Annotated in this window: 8 protein-coding genes; 6 read left to right on the top strand and 2 right to left on the bottom strand. The window is 60.8% G+C overall.

What is annotated here, in order from left to right; genetic code table 11:
- Window positions 1-164: 164 nt before the first annotated feature.
- The 6 genes from ACILSI_RS16115 to ACILSI_RS16090 all read left to right on the top strand — a co-directional run bounded on the left by ACILSI_RS16115 (window position 165) and on the right by ACILSI_RS16090 (window position 16561).
- Window positions 165-11624, top strand: a complete 11460-nt coding sequence (locus ACILSI_RS16115) for an autotransporter-associated beta strand repeat-containing protein (RefSeq protein ID WP_395722923.1) — start codon at window positions 165-167, stop codon at window positions 11622-11624.
- Window positions 11625-11845: 221 nt separating this feature from the next.
- A complete protein-coding gene (locus ACILSI_RS16110) occupies window positions 11846-13393 on the top strand; it encodes a Gfo/Idh/MocA family protein (protein WP_395722922.1) in 1548 nt (515 codons plus the stop codon).
- Between the two features lie 106 nt (window positions 13394-13499).
- Window positions 13500-13859, top strand: coding sequence for a DUF4870 domain-containing protein (locus ACILSI_RS16105; protein WP_395722921.1), 360 nt, complete (start codon window positions 13500-13502; stop codon window positions 13857-13859).
- A gap of 66 nt (window positions 13860-13925) precedes the next feature.
- A complete protein-coding gene (locus ACILSI_RS16100; RefSeq protein WP_395722920.1) occupies window positions 13926-14426 on the top strand; it encodes a hypothetical protein in 501 nt (166 codons plus the stop codon).
- Window positions 14427-14437: 11 nt separating this feature from the next.
- On the top strand, window positions 14438-16237 hold the full coding sequence (locus ACILSI_RS16095) for a prenyltransferase/squalene oxidase repeat-containing protein (RefSeq protein WP_395722919.1): 1800 nt from the start codon (window positions 14438-14440) through the stop codon (window positions 16235-16237).
- Window positions 16238-16318: 81 nt separating this feature from the next.
- The gene (locus ACILSI_RS16090; protein WP_395722918.1) at window positions 16319-16561 is read left to right on the top strand and encodes a DNA-binding protein; all 243 of its coding nucleotides are present in this window, start codon (window positions 16319-16321) and stop codon (window positions 16559-16561) included.
- 46 nt (window positions 16562-16607) lie between these two features.
- Here the strand turns inward: ACILSI_RS16090 and ACILSI_RS16085 are convergent, their stop codons facing one another.
- Together ACILSI_RS16085 and ACILSI_RS16080 are read right to left on the bottom strand one after the other, a co-directional pair.
- Window positions 16608-18149 (bottom strand): class I adenylate-forming enzyme family protein, encoded by a 1542-nt coding sequence (locus tag ACILSI_RS16085; RefSeq protein ID WP_395722917.1) that lies wholly within the window; start codon window positions 18147-18149, stop codon window positions 16608-16610.
- Between the two features lie 74 nt (window positions 18150-18223).
- Window positions 18224-21385, bottom strand: a complete 3162-nt coding sequence (locus ACILSI_RS16080; protein ID WP_395722916.1) for a LamG-like jellyroll fold domain-containing protein — start codon at window positions 21383-21385, stop codon at window positions 18224-18226.
- Between the last annotated feature and the right edge of the window lie 5 nt (window positions 21386-21390).

Genomic DNA, 21390 nt, shown 5'->3' with positions numbered 1-21390 from the left:
GTGCCGACAAAACCGCCTCATCCTTTGCGGGGTTCATCACTTTCGCCGCCCTCCTGGATAGAACTCACCTCGCTTGATTTGCAAAGACACCGCCTAGCACCAACGCCTTCAACAACAACGGCATCGTCCGCAACACCAGCGCCACCACGGATGTCACCTTCACGGTGGGCGGTGCCAATGGCACCGGCACCTCCCTCGGTATCATTGAGGACGGCGGAGTGGGCAAGATCAGCGTGGTTAAGGTCGGCACGGGTGGCCAGTCCTGGCTCGGCCTGAGCACTTACACCGGCAGCACAACGATCGGTTCGACTGGGATTGTGACCATCAACAACCTCGCGGACGGTGGATTCGCCAGCGGCATTGGCGCCTCGAGCAACGCCGCAGGCAACCTCATCTTCAATGGCACCAGCGCCACCCAAGCCTACGGCGGGCTCAGCTTCACCGGCACCACCAACGACAGCACCAACCGACTCTTCACCTTCGATGGCGGCGCCGATGGCGGGGTGCGCATTCAGGCCAACGGGGTCAATGGCGCGACGAGCAGTTGGACCAACACCGGAGCGCTCCTTTTTGGTGCCAATGCCACCGGCAATCCGCAAGGCCTCGTCTTCGGCGGGGCCTCGACGGGTGACAATCGCTTTTTCCCGATCATCAGCGACAATGGCGCGGCGGTGACATCGGTTTACAAGGCGGACGCGGGCGTCTGGTATCTGGAAGCAACGAACACCTACACCGGGGCGACGACGATTCGTGGTGGTGCGCTCTATGTGACGACCGGCACCAGCCTCCCGACGGCATCGAACCTCGTTCTCGATGGCGGTTCCATCGCCCGGACTGGAGCCTTCACCCGCACCCTCGGCACGGGTGCCAATCAGGTCCAGTGGACAGCCTATGCAGCGGGCGGTTTCTCCGCTGGAGGTTCTCAGTTGACCGTGGACTGGGGCACCGGGGCCGTCTGGGGCACCGGGCCGTTCCTCGGCACGGGGGCATTGCTGCTGAACAACTCCGGCGTCGCCAAATCGGACGTGGACATCATTAGCGGGTTTGAGATCACCCAGGGCGCGGCGAATGCGTTTAATGCAACAACCACGGCGGCGGGGACGACGGTGACGCTTACATCTGGCACCACCGTGGGACTGGCAATTGGGCAAAGTTTGACCGGTAATGCCAATATCCCGTCCACCGCCACCATCGCGACGATTACCGGCCCGACGACCTTTACCCTTAGCTCTGGAACCGGTGTTCTGGCTGGCACTAGCGTCGCGACTTCTGCCGTCGTTGGGGGCTATCGCCAGATCAATGTCGGCGACTTCACCAGTGTCGGTGCGGATTTCGGCTCGATCAGCGGTATCATCACCGGCGGGGGCAATCTTGCCAAGGAAGGCGCGGGCATCTTGAACTTGCGCGGTGCCAATACCTATACTGGCCAAACCTTGCTCCGCGCTGGCACTTTGGTGGTCGAAACTCTCGGCATCAGCACCGCTCCGGGAGCGACGAGCGTTGGTGATTCGATGCTTGGCAACACGAATGCCGGAGCCATCCTCATCGGAAACGGGGGAACTGGTGCGGGCATTCTGGAATACGTCGGCATCGGCGAGACCAGTGACCGTTATATCCGCCTCAACACCACCACTGGCAGCGTGCAACTCCACGCCGACGGCACGGGGCCGCTGATCCTCACCAACGTGGCCAATGATATGGTCGCCGGGGCCAAGACATTGTACCTGCGCGGCGTCAATGCCTCCGGCAACATGATCACCAGCCAGTTGTCGAACAACGGCGGGAACTTGGCCGTCGCGGTGGACGGCTCCGCCACCTGGATCCTGACCAACGGTGCCAATGATTTCTCCGGCACCATCTCGGTGAACGGCGGCGCGCTGGGGATTGGGCACGACAATGCCTTGGGGGACGGCACCGGCACCCTGTCGATCAGCAACGGGACCGTTTTCGCTTATGGCGGCGACCGCACGATCTCCAATCCCATCACGCAGTCCGCGACGAGCGGCACCATCGCGGGCTTCACCGGCGATTATAGCATCAACCTCACGGGACTCTGGACGGATCCCTCCACGACGAGCAGCACGCGTTTCATCCGAAACAACATCGTGTCTGGCAAGACGCTGACCCTCAGCGGTAACTACTCAGCGACCGCCGGAACCACCAGTCTGGGTATTGGATTCGACGGCTCGGGCGACACGATCCTCAATGGCATCTTCAGCAGCACGATGCCCAGTTTCGGGGTCATCTATGCGGGTACCGGAAGCCTCACCCTGGGTGGAGCCAATACTTACACCGGGCGGACAAGAATCACGTCAGGAACGATCCGTCTGGGTGCAAACGAAGTGATTCCCAACGGGGCCGTCAATCCCGCGAACAACGAGGTCGTCTTGGATCCCGGTTTGGGACTGACCGCCACCCTTGATCTCAACGGCAAAACGGAGACCATCAATGGGCTCACCGCAAACACGGCTGGCACCGCCATCATCGACAATACTTCCAGCACTGCGGCTTCGCTGACCTTTGGGGCGAACGATCAGGCCGTGACCATCGGTGGCATCGGAAATTACACGATTACTGACAGCGGAGCGGGTGCGCTCTCGATCACCAAGACGGGGACGGCCAGCGCCTCAATCCTCACGGGGGTGACGCTTACTTATCAAGGCACCACGAACGTCAACGGCGGCTCGATGAGCATTGCCTCTCCGCTTAATGGCACGACGGGCTTGAGCGTGACGAATAGCGGCAGCGCCCTGACCCTCAGTGGCGGGATCACCGCCCCATCTGTTATCACGAGCGTCGTCGTTGAGAACGGCGGGCTTCTCAACCTCCTTGACGGCGCGGGCAGCAAGTTCAGCGGGCTGACCAGCCTCCAACTTGGCTTTAGCGGCGGCACCATGACCACGCTCAACCTGAACGTCGGCGATCTTCTCGTGGACGGGGACGAACTGAACACCGATACCTTCACCCTCCTTACTGGCGGCACTTTGAGCCTTTTTACCGGGAACCAGATCACCTTCAATCTTACGGACACGGGTCTGAACGCCGGACAGACTTACGAACTGCTCAATTTTGTGGATGGCGGCTTCACCAGCGGACCTCTGGCCAACACGGATTACCTCCTGGGTGCCACTCCAGGCGGTTTCAGTTCGATCACACTGACAGCGAACAACAACAGCGTCTTCATCACCACTGGAACGCTCATCACCGGTTCCTCCTACTGGCGCGGACTGACCGACAACACTTGGAACGCCAATGCCAACAATTGGTCCCAAGACAAGACTGGCACCATTCCCGCCCTTTCCACCCCTGGGCAGGGCACAGATGTGATCTTCCAGTGGGACGCACTCACGAACGCCGCCGTGACAACAACGCTGGAGCAGAACTTCAAGGTCAACTCGCTGACTTTCGAGGCATCCACGACTCCTGCCAACACGCCGACTTCGGTGACGATCGACCCCGGCTTGATCGTGACGAACCGCATCGAGATTGCTCCACAACTTGCGACCGACGGCATCAAGATCACGGCGGGCGGCCCTGCGGCGGTGATCATCAGCGGCCCGGTGCGCCTCGGCGGTCTGGCCACGAGTCAGACTTGGAATGTGGCGGACGCTGGTTCCGTCCTGTCCCTGGGCTCGCTCATGGGCGAGAGAGACGTGACCAAGACCGGTCTCGGCAAGGTCACACTCACCGCTGCTGCCGACCCGACCTTCAACATCGGCGACACGGCCGACGTGACGGTCAATGCAGGCACGCTGGAAATGACCAATGTGGCGGCCCTCGGCGACGCGGTGAATGGCAACTTTGCCACTGTCACGGTCAATAGCACCAGTGCGTTCTACTTCAACAACGCGACGACCAGCACTGCGGTCACTCTGGCGATGCCGCTCACCCTCGCAGGGGGCACGCTCTCCGCAGGTGGGAACATACAGATTTATGGCGGTCCGGTGAATGTCAGCGCGAACTCGTTCATCAACATGCGGGACAGCAACTCCACCGTCACTTCCACTACGGCGCGGAGCATCACCTTTGCCGGAGTGCTCAGCGGTGCTGGCAGGTTGACGGTGGACAGTGTGGACACTCTCGTCGCCGGCAATGCGGAAACCGGAACCCTCACCCTCACTAATCTGGCCAATACTTGGAATGGCGAATTGCTATTCGAGCGCGGATCGGTGGACTTCACTTCCAGCCCCGGAACCGCAGCCAATGCGGGTCATACCGGTGCGGTCACGTTCAACACGCTCGGCCGGCTCATTTACCGGAATATCAACGGCCAAACCCTCAATCGCACCGGTGCCTTGACCTTTGCCGCGGGGTCCATTGGGGAGGTTTTCGTGGACAACATCAGTGCGGTATTAGGGGCGGACTACGTCATCAATCAGAATGGTGTCACCACCCTCGGTTCTGGTGGCATTGGTGCGACCGCTCGCTTTACCATTAACGATGCCGCAAGCACGCTGAACATCGCCGGTGGCGTGGTCCTCGGCGGCAACAGCAGCATCTCCGTGGACGGGGGCGATGCCGATTCGTTGGTGATCATCTCCAGCATCATCTCCGACGGCGGGTCCGGCTATTCCCTCGCCATCAACGACGACGCGGGTGCCTGGGCAGTGACCAATGACATCATCCGACTCACCGGGGCGAATAGCTTCACCGGGAACATCTCCCTCTCAGAAGGCACGCTGGAGTTCAACACCGTCACAAGTATCAGCGGCGGGGCCAGCGCCCTCGGCAATGGCACGGCGATCACGATGAATGGTGGCACGCTCCGCTTCATTGGCGGCTCTCCTCAAGCCACGGACCGTCCCATCACCACCGCCACGGGAGTCGCCACCCTCTCCGCTAACGGCGTGACCTCCGCAGACTCCATCACCTACAACGGAGCCATCACCGTGGGGCCCACTGCCGATGGTTCGCAGATTATCCTCACCGGTGCCGCAGGTCGCGTGGGCATCATCGCCGGTGGCATCACTCAGACGGGTGATGCCGCAGACATGACGGTCAACGGCGGTACTTGGACCCATCAGACGGCCACCAGCCGCATCGGTGACGGCCTGACGGTGACAGGTGCCGACACGATCCTGAACCTTAACAGCGGCCTGTTCCAGGTGCGTAATGATATCTTCGTCGTCTCTGGAGCTAATTTGAATCTGAATGCGACCGGTGCTCTCTCCTTCAACACCACCACATTGAGCGCGGATGCCTCCCTGCGCGCCTACACGGGCGGCATCATCACACTGGGAGCCAATGATGCCATCGTTTCCACAGAGTTTGACGGGCTTCGCATTGGCACGGACGGCACGGGAGTTGGCACGCTGAACATGAGCACCTTCAATCAAACCGTGACCGAATTCATCCTCGGCAACCGCAATTTTGACCGCACCGGGATCGTCAACGGCACTGGGATTCTGACCGTGACAGGGAACCTTGATCTCTACAAAGGCACCATCAACGCCAACCTCGCCAGCACGGGATCGACTGTTTTTGAGAAGCTTGGAAACGGAACGGTAACATTGACCGGCGATAACAGCGGTCTCGCTTCGACTGGAGCCACCATTCATTACGAAGGGGACCTCGTGCTCGACTACACTACGAGCAACACCACCAAACTGCGCGCCGCCTCACAGCTCGACATGCGCGGAAGCAATCTCATTCTAAATGGCAACGCCAGCGCCGCCACCAGCCAGAGCGTCGGCAGTTTCACCCTCGGCACTGGCGGCTCCAGCCGCATCACGCTGAATCCGGGTGCTGGCCAGGAGATCGCCCTGAACCTCAATGCCATCACCCGCGCCGTGAATGCGCAGGACGGCACCATCCGTTTTGTCCTGCCCACAGGCACCCAGAGTGCCACAAACGGCATCACGACTGATACGCTGAACACCATTGGCACGGCTCCGAATGCCATTCTTGGCGGTTGGGCCACGGTGGATAATGGCTCCGGGGTGTTTTTTGCCGCCAATGCCACGAACGCCGCCGATGGCAACATCATCGCCGCCACCACGACCCTTCAAGATACTGTCGGTGCCTGGCTCACGGGTGAGAACATCAGTGACTCCACTGGCTTCGCCGGCACGCTGAATGTGGCCTTCATCAACAGCCTGCGCCTGAATGCCGCGAGTGGCTCGGATGTGATTCTGGGCTCCACGGGTGTTCTCGGCATCAACAGCGGTGGCATCCTTGTCACCAGCAGCGTCGCTGGCACGCCCAGCATCGTGAACGGCACACTTTTCTCAGGTGCCGCAGCAGCCACTCCAGAGCTGATCATCACTCAGGACAGCTCTCAAGCTTTCCAGATCACTGCTGACATCCGTGTCAATCATGCGGTTTACAAGACGGGGGCTGGCACCCTGCTACTAAACGGCAACAATGTTTACACCGGAGTCACCGAAATCCAGGACGGCACACTTCAGGTCACCGGCAGCGGCATCGGCGACACTTCGGTCGTCACATTGTCGGCCAGCAGGCCCAGCACCTTGGAACTGCTGGCCGATGAAACCATCGGACGCCTGCAGGGGGGGAGCCGTAACACGGATTCTGATTTCGGCACGGTGGCGGTCGGGTCCAACACTCTGACCATCAACAACAGCGGTGGTAATACGACTTATGCGGGCTTCTTTACTGGCGATGGCAATATCATCAAGCAGGGGACGCACAACCTGAACCTGAGCAATCTCAGCACGGGCTTCACCGGAGTGCTCACGGTGGAGTCAGGGATGCTCCAGATGAATGGTCTCGGCCAGATCAACGCCAGCATCATCCGGATCAACAAAGGTGGTGCGATGATCTTTGACAACAACGGCACCACCGCCCCGTCCACCGCGCGCATCCTCGACACCACGCCGATCACCCTGAACTCCGCCGACGGCACATTTAACGGTCAGACCATCGTGCGCGGGCTCGCCATCCGCAATGACAACGACGCGACCCGTGATGAAACCGTCGGGCTTATCACGCTCAACACTGGAGCCAGCTACGTCGGTATGGAAGCCACCACGACCCTTGATGACTCGGACATCATCATCAATAATCTGGTGCGCCTCAACAGCTCGACCTTGAACGTGCGCGGCACGAATCTCGGTGGTGTCTCTTCTCAGGAAAACGAGTTCCGCATCGGTGACGCAACCAACCAGACCGCTTTCATTGCCAATTTGGCCAACCTCGTCGGCGGAGGAGGAGCGGCGGCCTCCCAAAACATCAGCATCGTCCCCTGGGCCATCGGTGAATCCACTGGCGGTGCTCTCGCCGCCACGCACATGGGCAACTCCCTCGTCACCTATGTCAGCGGCTCCGGCTTCCGCCCGCTCACTTTTGCGGAATACAATACCTTTGGCACCCAGGCGCTGGCGACGGATAATATCCGTGAGTCCCTCGCTGCCCCACTCTCCCTCGCTTCAGGCCCGGCCAAGACCATCAATGCACTCGTGCTGCACAATGCCAGCGTTGCCGCCGCCACACACGCTGTAAGTGGTGCTGGTGTCGGCGAGTCCCTCGCTGTAACCAGCGGAGCGATGCTGTTCACACTGGACCTTGCGGCAGTGGCCGGAGATTATGGCATCACCCTCGGCGGGTTCGATTCCGGGATCACCGTCGGTACCACGAATGAATACGTCATCCACGTCGTGAATCCCGATGCAGGCACCCCGACCAAGTCGCTCACGGCCACGATTTCCTCGCCCCTTACCTTTGCTGCGGACATCACCAAATCCGGACGCGGCACTCTCATCTTATCCGCCGTGAACACCGCTGGCGGCGGTGCCAACAAGACCACGATCAACGAAGGCATCCTCGAAATCGCCGACCTTGACAACATCGGCGGCAACACCGGTTCCCTCGTCTTCGCCGGTGGCACTCTTCGCCTCGGCACAACTTTGACTGACGACATTTCGCAGCGCACCATCACTCTGCTGGATGGTGGCGGTACTATCGACACCAACACCATCGCTCTCGCTCTTGCCAACAGCGTCGGCTCCGGCCTAGGCGGTCTTACCAAGGTCGGCTTGGGCAATCTCACCCTGAACGCTGCCGCCACCTATACTGGAGCGACAGTGGTCAGCGGCGGCACGCTGACCGTCGGTGCCAACAATGCCACCGGCAACGGCGGGGCGCTCAGCATCGGTGCAGGAGCCACTCTGGCTCTCGGCACCAACAGCATCACTGCCAGTCTTGTCTCCACGAGTGGTGCCAGCCCGGCGATCACTGGCGCGGGTACGATCAACGCCTCCACCGGCTTCTTTTTCAGTAACACAGGCGACATCACGGTTGACGCGGGGTTGGCCGGTTCTGGCGGCCTGTTCAAGAATCAGACCAACGTTCTCACCCTGACCGGTCTCAACACCTACTCGGGTACGACCGAAATTCAAAGCGGCACCCTAAGTTTCAACAGCATCTCCAATGTCGGAGGAGGCGCCAGTGCTCTTGGAAACGCTTCCAATGCAGAAAACGGCATCATTCGCATGGGGCTCACGACCACTGCCACCACCCTCAACTACATCGGGGTCGGCCACAGCAGTGATCGTCTCATCGGCATGCAGGGCACCACAGGCAGTGTCACCATCGATGCGGACGGCACCGGTGCTCTTGGGCTAGGCGGCGCTCGTTTCGAGATGGCCGGGAACAAGACACTGATCCTCCGTGGCTCTTCGAACGGCGCTACCATTGATAACACCATTGGCGCGATCTCCGAGACTGGCGGCGTGCTGACCCTGAACAAAGCAGACAGCAACACTTGGCTGGTCAATGGTGCCGCCAGCTACACCGGTGCCACTCAAGTGGACGACGGCACCCTCAAGATCGGGCTCAATAATGCCCTTCCTGTCGTCACTGCCGTCCGCGTCGGCACGGGTGCTACGGCGGGCATTCTTGACCTTAACGGCTTTGATCAGACCATCGGCTCGCTGGCTGTGCAGTCCACATCCAATGCCGCGACAAACCAGATAATCGTGGACACGGGCAAGACTCTGACGATCAACGGTGCGGTGACGCTGGGTATTGACGCCAACGGCTCGAACACAGCGGTGAATGCCACGGGAGGCGGTTCGATTGTGGTTAACAGCGGTGGAGCCAACTTCATAGTTGGAGCCGCCACTGGCGGGACCAACGACAGCCGAGTCGATGCCGATTTCACGGGACTCTCCAGTTTTACGGCCAATCTGGGTTCTGGAGTCTTTCGTTTGGGAGACGTGAACACCGGACTTGAGGTCAACCCCTCGACGTTCAAACTGGCCGCGAGCAACAGTATCACCGCCTCGCTCATCCGGATCGGCGACGGAGCGGGAGGCTCTGCTACCCACACCCTCACGTTAGGCAGCGGCACCAACGCCCTGAACGCCGACACTATCAACATCGGCTCTGCTGGCAGCACGAATCGCTCGGGTGGTGCCGTGGTTTTCGACGGACTCGACACCACCGGGGCAGTGACAGTACGAGCTTCGAACGGGACGGATCGTGCCGCCATCAACATGATCAACACAACAGGCAGCACCGCAGGCTCCATGGATTCCACCATGAATCTGACCGGACACACGGCGGATATCATGGCCTCGACCCTGACAATGGCCGTACGCACGCAGAATACCGGGGGAGCGACTGCGACCCTCACGTTTGATCAGGGCACAATGGACATCACCACGCTCACCATGGCTAGCCGCACAAGCACAGGCACGGGGAATGCAACGGCAACGGTGAATCTGGGTGACAGCGCCGCGCCTGGATCGCCCACCACCACCATCGGAACGGTGAACATGGCCGTGAACACCAGTGTCGGCGGCACGGTCACGGCGGACCTCAATGTCACCGGCGGCACCGTCACTATTGGCACCGGCAGCGGCACCGCCATCAACATGGCCAACGCTGGAACGGGGCGCACCGTCACCTCCAACATCAATCTCACCGGCGGTGCGGTCTCCGTGACGGGCAACATCATCCGCCAGGGGGGCGCTGGCACTGAAAATGCCACCGTCACGCTGAACGGCGCCACGCTCAACATGAGCGGCAACAGCATCGGTTCCGCCGTCAATCAGATTACCTTCCTTGCCCAGTCCGGCTCGCTGCGAAACCTCAGCGAACTCAATGGCGGCGGTTTGTTCGCCAAGACCACCAGCGGCACGCTGGTCATGGAGACGGCCAACAGTTACACGGGCGCGACGGTTGTTTCCGCAGGCGTTCTGGACATCTCTCATGGCAGCGCACTTGGCGGCACCGCCAATGGCACCAGCGTGGCCGCAGGTGGTACGCTGTCTATGTCCGGCGGCATCACTGTGACTGGGGAGTCACTCTCTCTCACCGCCGACGCGGGCGGCAGTGCCACACTCAACAATCAGAGCGGTAACAATACCTGGACCGGCAACCTTACGGTGGACACTGGTTCCGATGTTACGAATCGGGCTCTTCTGAATTCCGATGCGGGCAAACTCACCGTCAGTGGCAATGTCAATCTAAGCGCAGGCACCCAGGACTTCGTTCTGCGCGGTGATGGCAATGGCGAGATCAGTGGCCAGATCACGGGCTCGCAGCGCCTCTTCAAGAGTTCCGTCGGCGCAGGCACCTGGATTCTGAGTGGAAACAATAGCACGACATTCACCGGCAGAACCTCGATTGGCAATGGCACCATTGAGATTAGCTCCGAATCCAATCTGGGAGCTGCCCCCGGTTCCTTCGTGGCCAATCAGTTGACTCTTGGCGGCGGCAGTTCCAATGGGACGCTCAAGACCACGGCGTCCACGGCCTTGAGCGCCAATCGGGGGGTGACTCTTGGAGCAGTCGGCGGCACCTTTGAGACCGCTGCCACCACCACCTTGACGGTCAATGGTGTTATCGCAGGCACCACTGGAGCGCTGAATAAAACAGGGGCTGGCACGTTGGTTTTGACGGCTGCCAACACCTATGCAGGCACCACCAATGTCTCCGCAGGCACCCTGCAGGTCGGAGAGGGTTCCACAGGCTCGCTTGATGGCACGGGTGGTGTCAACGTCACCGGCTCAGGCAGCAAGCTTTCCGGCTCAGGCAGCATTGCAGGCAGCACCATCCTGGGCAGCGGCACCATTCTGGCTCCTGGCCTGGGTGATACCGATGGAAGCAATCAAATGCTCAACTTTAATGCGGTGGAAGTCCAAAGCGGCGGTCAGGTTCAGCTCAGCATCACCAGCCGCACAGAACAGCTTGGGTCGTCGGATATGACCACTCTCACCGATGCTTTGGCTGGCGGGTCTTACACCAGTGTCGCGGCTCTCTTCGCCGGTGGTCAGCTTGACGCTTACAAGACCACGGCTCCTGGCAATCACGATTTCATCAACATCTCGGGCACTTTCACCATCAATGCGGACAATCTGGCGACGCCGCTGTTCAAGGTGGTCAACCGCACGGGCTTCCCCTACACCACTGCGGCACCTTCCATTGGCGATGTCTTCAATCTCATGGACTGGACCACGCTTAGCTTCTCTGGCTCCAGCACGAGCCTGACGGAGGCCAACTTTGATTTCACCGGTGCCGGATTCACCGGGGAATTCAAATTCGACACCAGCGCCTTTGCCACCCACGGCATCCTTGTCGTCGTTCCTGAACCTTCCCGCGCCTTGTTCATCCTGCTTGGCCTTCTGGGCCTCCTGATGCGCCGCCGCCGGGCTCTCTGATCCGACCGGATCAAACCCAGTCAAAGTGAGTCAAACCATCTGATTTTTTCCGAACAGCCTCCTGCTGGGGGGGCTGTTTGGGGATGGAGAGGCGACAAATCGCAAACTCACGCCTGGAGAAAGGAAAGGTTGCCTTTCGCCCCACGTTTTGGCTAGGCTCGACAAATTCCTCGGCCGCGCTCTTTCTAACGTGGCAGAAACGTCTTTAACCTTCTCATCCCATGCAAACGAACCACACCCCAACCACCCGCCGCACCTTCATTCGCGGCACCGTCGCCGGCGCCGCCGGTCTCGCCGTTCTTCCTTCCTACTCGGCTCCGCTCGGTGCCAACGCGGATGTCCGCGTCGCCGTCATTGGCTTCAATTCGCGTGGCTCCGGCCACATCAGCAGCCTTCTCGGTATCAAAGGCGTCCGCCTCGTCGCCCTCTGCGATGTCGATAACAAGGTCATGGAGAAGCACGTCGCCGCTCTGGCGAAGAAAAACATCACCGTGAAGCAGTACAAGGACTTCCGTGAGTGCTGCGCCGACAAGGAAATCGACGCCGTCACCATCGCTACGCCGAACCACAGCCACACGCTCATCGCCATGACCGCGATCGCCAACGGCAAGCACGTTTACGTCGAGAAACCCGTCTGCCACAACATGTGGGAAGGCCGCAAACTCGTCGAGGCCGCCGCCGTCGCCGAAAAGCAGGGCCTCGTCGTCCAGCACGGCATGCAGCGCCGCTCCTCCCCCGGCTGGCAGGCCGCCATGGATTACGTTAAGAGTGGTGCCATCGGCAAAACCACCCTCTCCCGTGGCATCAACTTCAAGGCTCGCAAATCCATCGGCAAAGTCGCCGCTCCTGTTAAGCCGGACGCCGCAGGCCGCATCGTCGGCACCTTCCGCGACACCGGCGGCAAGCCGCAGCTCATTGATCTCGATTACACCCTCTGGTCCGCACCGCGCCCGGTGATGCCTGTGCAGCGCGAGCAGATGCACTACGACTGGCATTGGCAGTGGGCCTATGGCAACGGCGACATCGGCAACCAGGGGCCGCATCAGCTCGACGTCGCCCGCTGGGCGCTCGGCAATCCTGAGCTGCTTCCGAAGCGCGTCTCCAGCTTTGGCGGTCGCTGGGGCTACGATGACGATGGCGAGAGCGCCAACAACCAGCTCGCCTTCTTCCAGTGGGCCGAGGGTGCTCCCATGCTCTTCGACAACCGTGGCCTGCCCATGAAGGACATGAACTGGACCAAGGGCTACGAACCGGTCTTCCGCATCAACGGCAAAACCGCCGCCCCCCGCATAGGCAACGTCATTCACTGCGAAAACGGATTCGTCGCCGAGGCCAAGGCCTACGATAACGAAGGCAACACCCTCACCAAGTTCGACGACTTCGATGAAGGTGCCGACCACATGAAGAACTTCATCGAGTCCGTGCGCGCTGGGAAGATCATCAACAGCAACCTCCACGTCGCTCACGGCTACCATGCCGCCGCTCTGGCCCAGATGGCGAACATCTCCTACCGTCTCGGCAAGCAGCTCAGCAACGACGAGGTTAAGGAGCGTCTCGCCAACGACAAGGCCGGCCAGGAAACGTTGGCTGACTTCATCGCCAACCTTGAGGCCAACAAGATCGACCTCAGCGCCGAAAAAATCAGCGCCGGCCCTTGGCTCGACTTCGATCCGGCCACTGAGAAGTTCACCGGCGAGTTCGCCGTCGAGGCCAACAAGCTCGCCGAAGACGAATACGCCGCAGGCTTCGAGCTGCCGAAGATCGGTTAAAGTGCAGAACAAGCGTCCCGCTTGTTTTTCCCATGCGGAGCCAGGAAACTGGCTCCGCATTTGTATTTGGCCTTCATGCTGCTTCCTCACATAGAATCCGCCCGCCATGGAATCTCCCACACCACCCACTCTCCCTCCTCCCACGGTCAGCCAGGACGATAAGACCCTTGGAATCGTCATGCATGTGCTCTGCCTCATTGGCTTTCCCATCATCGGCCCGCTCGTCATCTGGCTCATGAAGAAGGATCAGAGCCCCTACCTCGACTCCCAGGGCCGCGAGCTGTTGAACTTCCAAATCAGCTACCTCCTTTACGGTTTCGCGGCCTTTCTGCTGTGTTTTGTGTTCATCGGGCTGTTGCTGCTGCCGGTGATCGTCCTTGCCACGATCATCCTGACCATCATCGGCATCGTCCGCGCCGCCGAGGGGCAGGTGTACCGCTTCCCGCTGACCATTCGCCCGCTGTGAGGCAAAACGGTTGCGACTCCAGTGCCGTGGTGTTAGCAGAGCGCCCCACTTTCCCAACCTCCCTAGATGCGTCCCAACCAACTCCTCCAAGCCATCGGTCCCGAACTGCGTGCGCAGATCATGTCCTACCTGCAGACCGAGCAGCGTCCCGCCTACAAAGCCGTCATTGACTCCCTTGCTCCGGCGCGTCGGCTGCGCCCCGCCTTCATTCTGGAAAAATCCCGCGCCAAGCAGGCCGAGTGGCTCCTGGAGCAGCTCAACACCAAGTCCAACGAGGAGGTCACCGCGCAGATCTTCCAGATCTGGCTTCTCAAAGGCCAGGCAGACATGCTCATCACCTTCCTCGACGCCGCTGAGATCGCCCACGATGGCAAAGGCGAGGTCACCGAGCTCCCCGAAGTAATCGCTGACGAAAAGGCTGAGGCCGCCATCGCAGCGCTCCTCGCCAAATTTCCTGCCAAGCAGGCAGCTTTGTATCTTCACATGTTTCAGCAGCAGCGCGAAGGTGGTTGGCTCTCGCTCACCAAAGCCATCGAGGCCCGCCCTGAGCTGAAACTCGAAGCCTGATCATTCGTGCCATGATGGACGCCCTCGACCGCGTCATCGCCGCCACCCAGGCCCATCTCGAAAGCCTGCGGCACACCAACGGCCACTGGGAGGGCCATCTCAGCAGCAGCGCCCTCTCCACGGCCACCGCCATCGTCGCGCTCTCCCTCGTGGATCGCGAAAAACACGCCGTCTTCATCCAAAAAGGCTCGCAGTGGCTCTGCGACCATCAAAACGCCGACGGCGGTTGGGGTGATACCACCCTCAGCAAGTCCAACCTCTCCACCACCCTCCTGTGTTGGAGCGCTTTGCATTTATGGAGTGCCGACGACTCGTCGGCCAAAAGGAATCCGGATGGGCGACGACTCGTCGCCACTCCTCATCAAACCGCCGCCGACACTTGGATCACCGCCCAGGTCGGCTCCCTCGAACCCCAGGCCATCGCCAAGGCCGTCGTGTCGCGCTACGGCAAGGACAAGACCTTCTCCGTGCCCATCCTTATGCTCTGTGCCTTGTGCGGCACCTTGGGGGACAAACCATGGAAACACGTCATTGCACTGCCCTTCGAGCTCGCGGCTCTTCCTCGCACTTGGTTCGGTGCCATCGGCCTGCCCGTGGTCAGCTACGCCCTCCCGGCACTCATTGCCATCGGCTACACCCGCTTTAAAAACGCCCCGCCCGCCTGGTGGAACCCGCTGCGCTGGATTCGCGCCCTCGCCTGGCCGCGCATCCGCCCGATGCTGCAAACCTTGCAGCCCAGCAGTGGTGGCTACCTGGAGGCCACCCCGCTGACCAGCTTCGTCACCATGGCCCTCGCCGGGGCAGGCCAGTTCGATCATCCCTGCCTACCACTCGCCGTCAAATTCCTCCGCCACTCCATGCGTGAGGACGGATCCTGGCCCATCGACACCAATCTCGCCACATGGGGCACCACGCTCGCCATGCGTGCTCAAGAAGGGAGCGCGGGCACTCCTGCCCGCAGTTCCGCCTCCAAGTGGCTCATCTGCCAGCAATACCGCGAAATCCACCCTTTCACCAACGCCCCGCCCGGCGGCTGGGCTTGGACCGACCTCCCCGGCGGTGTCCCCGATGCCGACGACACCAGCAGCACTCTCATCACGCTCAAACACATCGGTCACGTCGCTGACGCCGCCATTGAGCAGGGGATCGGCTGGCTCCTGAACCTCCAAAACCGCGACGGAGGCATCCCCACCTTCTGTCGTGGCTGGGGCACCTTGCCCTTCGACCGCAGCACGCCCGAAATCACCGCCCACGCCCTCCTCGCTTGGTGGACCTGGCATGATGAGCTTCCACCTGCGTTGCAAATCCGCATCGCCCAAGCCACCCAGCGCGCCCTGCGCTACCTCAAAACCTCGCAAACATCCGAACACGCCTGGATTCCTCTCTGGTTCGGCAACGAACACACCCCGGACGAGAACAACCCCGTCTATGGCACCGCCCAGGTCATCAATCACCTCAGCGGAAACGCCCAACTGGCCGCCCAAGCTTGCGACCTGATCCAAACCGGCCTGACTTACCTCCACTCCGTGCAAAAAACCGATGGCTCCTTCGGCGGCGACAAAAACGCCCCCTCCTCCATCGAGGAAACCGCCGTCGCTCTCCAGGCTCTGTCCGCCTCATCCAGCATCCAGCATCTAGGATCCAGCATCCAGTGGCTCTTGAGCGCCACTGCTCACGGCACCCGCTTCCCCACCGCCCCCATCGGCCTCTATTTCGCTCGCCTCTGGTATCACGAGCGCCTTTACCCCGTCATCTGGACTCTCGGTGCCCTTCACACGGCAAGGCAGGCGCTCCTTCGTGAGAAGCATTGACAATATGGGCGCGGCTCCTAGAATCCGGCTCGAATTCACCCAGCACCAACAGCGAATCGTCAGGCAGCGGAGGTTATCAGCATGAGGAACACAGAATTTGAAGATGAACGGCGTCCGCCTAATCCGCCGCTGCATTCGGAAAAAATCGTCACCGAGCGGAAGATCTTCTTTCTCGATCTCAAGGAGAACGACCGCGGCAAGTTCATCAAGATCACCGAGGACGTGCGTGGCCGCCGCGACACCATCATCCTCCCCATCGACGCCGCTCAGGAGTTCCTGGACGCCATGATGCGCACGCTCGACGCCGCAGGCGTGGATGAGTAAAAGTACGTCGGACACTCCTGTCCGACCGGTTCAAGTTATTCGCTGCTCACAGCAGCGCCCGCAGCGCCTTGCGATCCACCTTCTGGTTCCCTGTCTTCGGCAGTTCCGGCAGGAAGATCACGCGGTTTGGCACCTTCGCAGGCTCCAGTTTCGCGCTTAGCGCCATGACGATGGCCTTTTCATCCAAACCTTCACGCGAGACGGAAACAAACAGGCACAACTGATCCCGCGCCTCGTCCTTCACGCAGCCGGCTGCCACCACGTCGAGAATTCGGCAGGCTTCTTCTTCCACCTCCGCCGGACTCAGCCGGTGACCCTTGTGCTTGATCAGGAAATCGCTGCGCCCGTGGAAATGCAGAAAGCCCTCCGCGTCCACGCTGCCAAAGTCACCGCTAACCAGCACGCGTGAGTGGCCTTCGCCGATGAACTTGTAGCGCTTCGCCGTCTCCTCTGGCGCGCGCCAGTAGCCCAGCGCCAGATGCCGACCACGCACGCATAGCTCGCCCGTCTCGCCCGGTGGCAGGCGGTGGCCGTTCGCATCCATCGCAAACACCTCCGTGCCATCCAGCGCACGGCCTACCGACTCCGGCTTCGCCTCCAACTCCTCCGGCAGCAGGATCGACACGCGCTTGCACTCCGTCAGCCCATACATCGGGTAAACTCGTGCCTGCGGAAACAGCTCGCGCAGGCTTTGAATGTAACTCTGCGGGAGATGATCGCCCGTATTTGTGATCACCCTCAGTTTCGGCAACGCCACCGGGCGATAGCGCTGCATCTTGATCAGCCCGCCAAACAACGTCGGCACGCCCGGCAGCACGCTGATCTCCTGCACCGCGAGAATGCGCGGCAGCTCCGGCCCTGCCATCTCCGGCCGGCCGATGAACACACTCGAACCCACCATCGCCGCGTAAAAGAGCTGATACAGCCCGTAGTCGAACGACATCGGCAGAAATATCGCCACGCGATCCTCTGCTCGATACTGCAACCGCGTCTGAATCGCCGCTGAGACGAAGCGCACGTTGTCATGCGTCAAAATCACCCCGCGTGGCGTGCCCGTCGATCCCGACGTGAACACCAAAAACGCCGGATCTTGGTCAATCCCCGGAAACGGCACAGGTTTCGGCTCCGGCATCGCGATCAATTCAACAAACGGAGTGCGTCCGTTCCCGTCCGCCCACACGATCGGTGTTTCACCAAATTCTTCCCGAAGTGAGGCCGTGGACTGTTCCAGCAGGCCGAGCTTCGGCTCCGTCTGCTCCAAAATGCGCCGCAGCCCCTCCGGCTTCATCTGCGGATGCAAAATCACCGCGATGGCTCCGATCTGCGCCGCGGCGAAAAACAGCAGCACCGTTTCGATGCGGTTCTCCGTCACCATCACCACGCGGTCCCCGCGACCGATGCCTCTGGCATCCAGCCACGCTGCGATGCTCGCGATCCGCCGCCATGCCTCCGCATACGTGAGGGATTCATCTCCATGTCTCAAATACTCCTGCTCTGGCCAGTGGCGCGCTCCTTCGCGCACATAGCTCGCAATCGTCCACGCCGCATGCGGCCCGTCAGGCAAAAAGGAGTGTTCGTCGTGATTCATGGGGCAAATCTTCGAAAACGCTACGGTCCTGCCCGCGTGAAATCAACCATTCGTCATGCGCTATTCGGGTTTCGTCATTTCCCTACCCGCATCCATCTGACCGCCTCCATCCCGCTCGCGAGTTCCTTCACGCGAATTTCCCACGTCCCTGGATCTTCATTTGGCGCGAGGTTGAGACTGAGTTCGACGATGCCGTTCTCGGCGGCGTAGAAGCCGCTGCCTTCGGCTGCGCTGCCATTCGCGTCGCGAATTTCGACACGCACTGGGATGACCGCCTTCGTCGGGGCTTCCTGCGTGGTGGTGATGCGGGCGCTGACTTTGGCGGTGTTGTTCAGTGTCGCGTTCTCCGGCACGTCGAGCTGGATGCCGAGCAGCGGTTTGGGCAGCACCATGAAGATTTTGCCGTCGCAGGGGCCGAGCTCGACCGGCCAGCTCATCACACCGTCTTCACCGCGCTTCGGCACGATGAACTGCGTGCCGGTGAGCTCATACACATTGGCTGATTCCGCCTTCAGACTCACGATGCCCTTTGATGGCAGCCCGTTTTCCATCACCAGGCCGTGCTGGCCGACGTAGCTGCCGTATTCGCGTTTGTCGTTCACGACGAAGACATAAGTCGCGTCGCCGAACTTCCGCACGCGCGTGATGATCTCCGGGTTGTCGCAGGAAACCTTGTGCGGCAGCGCGCTGAAGGCTTTCGCCAGTTCCAGTACCTTTGCTTTGTCCTCGGCGGCTTTTTTCTCGCGCTTGAAGCTCTGGATCACCACATCGGCCTTCAAAGCGGGGCAGAGGAATTCATCCGCCACGATCTTGCCGCCCTTTTTCTGCCAGTCGGCGATGCGGGCCACGACGCTCTTCGTCAGCACATCGCAATACGGCATCACGAGCACCTTGCGACCACTGAGGCCGTTTTTGAGCAAGGTTTCCTCGAAGAGAATGTCCGTCTGCACGTGAGCATGCTGCAACGCCAGCCACACATCCGCCTCCCAGCCGATGTTCGAGCCGTAGCCGCCGCGTCGCGCGAACATTTGCGACGTGAAGCTCTCCAGGAACGCCACCTCGCTCCGCTCGTCAGGAATCGCCATCAGCGTCGGCCCCAGTGGCTCGATCACATCGTGAATGAGCTGCGTCAACACCGGCGCGGTGTTCGGATTGGTGAAGCGATAGGCACCCGGACTGTCCGTCTGCACCAGCGACTGCCAACCGTGATACATGATGCCCTGGATCGGCCGTGCGATCTTCGTCCACAGCGCCTCCTTCAAATGCATCGGCGCAATCGTGATGTAGGCCGCCTCCGGGTCATGATCTTCCCATGCCACGACCTCGCCCGGTGCCTTGCTGCCCATCGGCGCAGTTTGGGAGCGATACCAGATGAGCTGCGTCATCTTCATCACGCGCTGGTTCTTGCCGCTCGCGGCGCTCATCGCGAAAAGCTGATCTGCGCACATGCCGATCTTCTGCGGATCGGGATAGGTGTAGGTCCAGTGCGAGATCACATCCACGCCGCCGCCCGCGCCGCTGATGCTCGGCTGGCGCACGGCGGGATCAAAGAAGGTCCACTGCCTGCCGCTGCTCTTCACACCCTTATGCAGCGCCGTGTGCAGGCCGTTCCAGCCATCGCCCACTGTCCAAAACCAGCGCAGGTATTTTAAGATCGGATGATCATCCGCGATCACGCGATCCTTTGGAAAGTCCTTCAGCTTCGTCCAATCCACACCCCACTTCGCCGTCACCTCCGCCGGGATGTCGGCATTGGCGAACTTCTTGTAAGCCTCCACATCCACCGCGTTGAAACTCACCTGATTGTTGTCGCGCACCTCCGTGTCGATCAGCGCCGAAGTGAAGGCGGGATGATCGCCATACGCCTTCGCCACGCTCTGGCCCACGCTTTGGAAAAATGGCGCGAACTCCGGCATCGACGCCGCGATGTCCTGCCGCGCGTAAGGCACGCCTTTGCGGTCCACTCGCAGGTTTTTCGGGTCCTTCTCTAGCGCATCATGCGGCGAGAGACTCGCGACGACCTCTAAACCGTTCGCCAAGGCCTCGTCGAGATAGGCACGGTTCCGTGCGATGTACTCCGGCGTCCCTGGAGGCAGGATTTTTTTCTCCTTCCACATCTCCCCCGCGTTCTGGGCGCTGAGGCCGATGTAATGCGTGAAACCGATGTCCTTCATTCTCGCCACCTCCTCGCCGCCGCCGCCCCACATGATCACCGGCATGCGCACCGGCATCCGAGCCACGATTTTCAGCGTACTGGACAGTTCCGTGGCATAATCGCTGGTCTCAAACCGCGCCCGCAGTTCATACTCGGCAGGTTTAAGTGCTGTGTTGAGCAAAAACTTCGCTGAGAAGCTCTTCCCGGCCGCCAGATCGGGCACAATGAAGTCCTCCGTCTTGCCACCGAGGCTCACCTTCAGCGCCGCAGCCTTCATCGTCTCGCGTTTCAGGTTGGTCACGACGATGTCGATCGGCTTCGCCGTCTCCATGCGCCGCCACACCTGCCGCGTCGTGGCGATTTGCATCGCCACACGCTCAAAACTCAGCACGCCCTCGCAGATCCGCACCTCGTCGATCAAGCCGGGGAATCCGCCGTAGTTGCTGCCCAACCGGTCGCCGAGGCTCAGCTCCTTTTTGCCCGGAACCACCGCTCCATAACCTTCGAGCTTCGCACCGCCTGCCGCCGTGCCGTTTCGATAAAATTTCCCCTCTCCCACGCCATCGTAAGTGAAGGCCACGTGCTGCCACTCCTCGCCCATCTTGAACGGCTGCGAATAGATCTGCCGCGACTCCGCGCCAAATCCCAGCGTCACCCACATGCGCCGCAGCCCTCCTTTGTCCTCTTCGCCGATCTGCCACTGGTAGTCCGTGTGATCGACATACTTCTTGTCGAGCAGGAAGCAGCGCAGCTCCGGTTTGAACTCCGCCTTCGGCTTGATCCACATCTCCAGTGTGAATGCACCCTTCACCGGCAGCACGCTCACCAGCGCCGCATGCCGCTTGTCCTGCGCCGGAAACCCCGGAAACGATTCCAGCGCCGCACCAAACCGGCCCTTTGCATTCAAAACCGCTCCGTTCAGCTTCAGCCCGTCTGCTTTCTCAAACGACCAGTGCCCGAGCACATGCGCACCTGTGGCATCCTCCTTCGTGTAGCCGGTTTCCCAGGCTTCTTGCAGGGCATGAGCTGACCACGGAAAACACAGAGCGCATAGAAGAAGGAAACGAGCCGGTTGGAGCATGGCAC

The sequence above is a fragment of the Prosthecobacter sp. genome, assembly GCF_044232965.1.
Lineage (GTDB): Bacteria > Verrucomicrobiota > Verrucomicrobiia > Verrucomicrobiales > Verrucomicrobiaceae > Prosthecobacter.
This window is presented reverse-complemented; position numbering and strand designations above follow the sequence as displayed.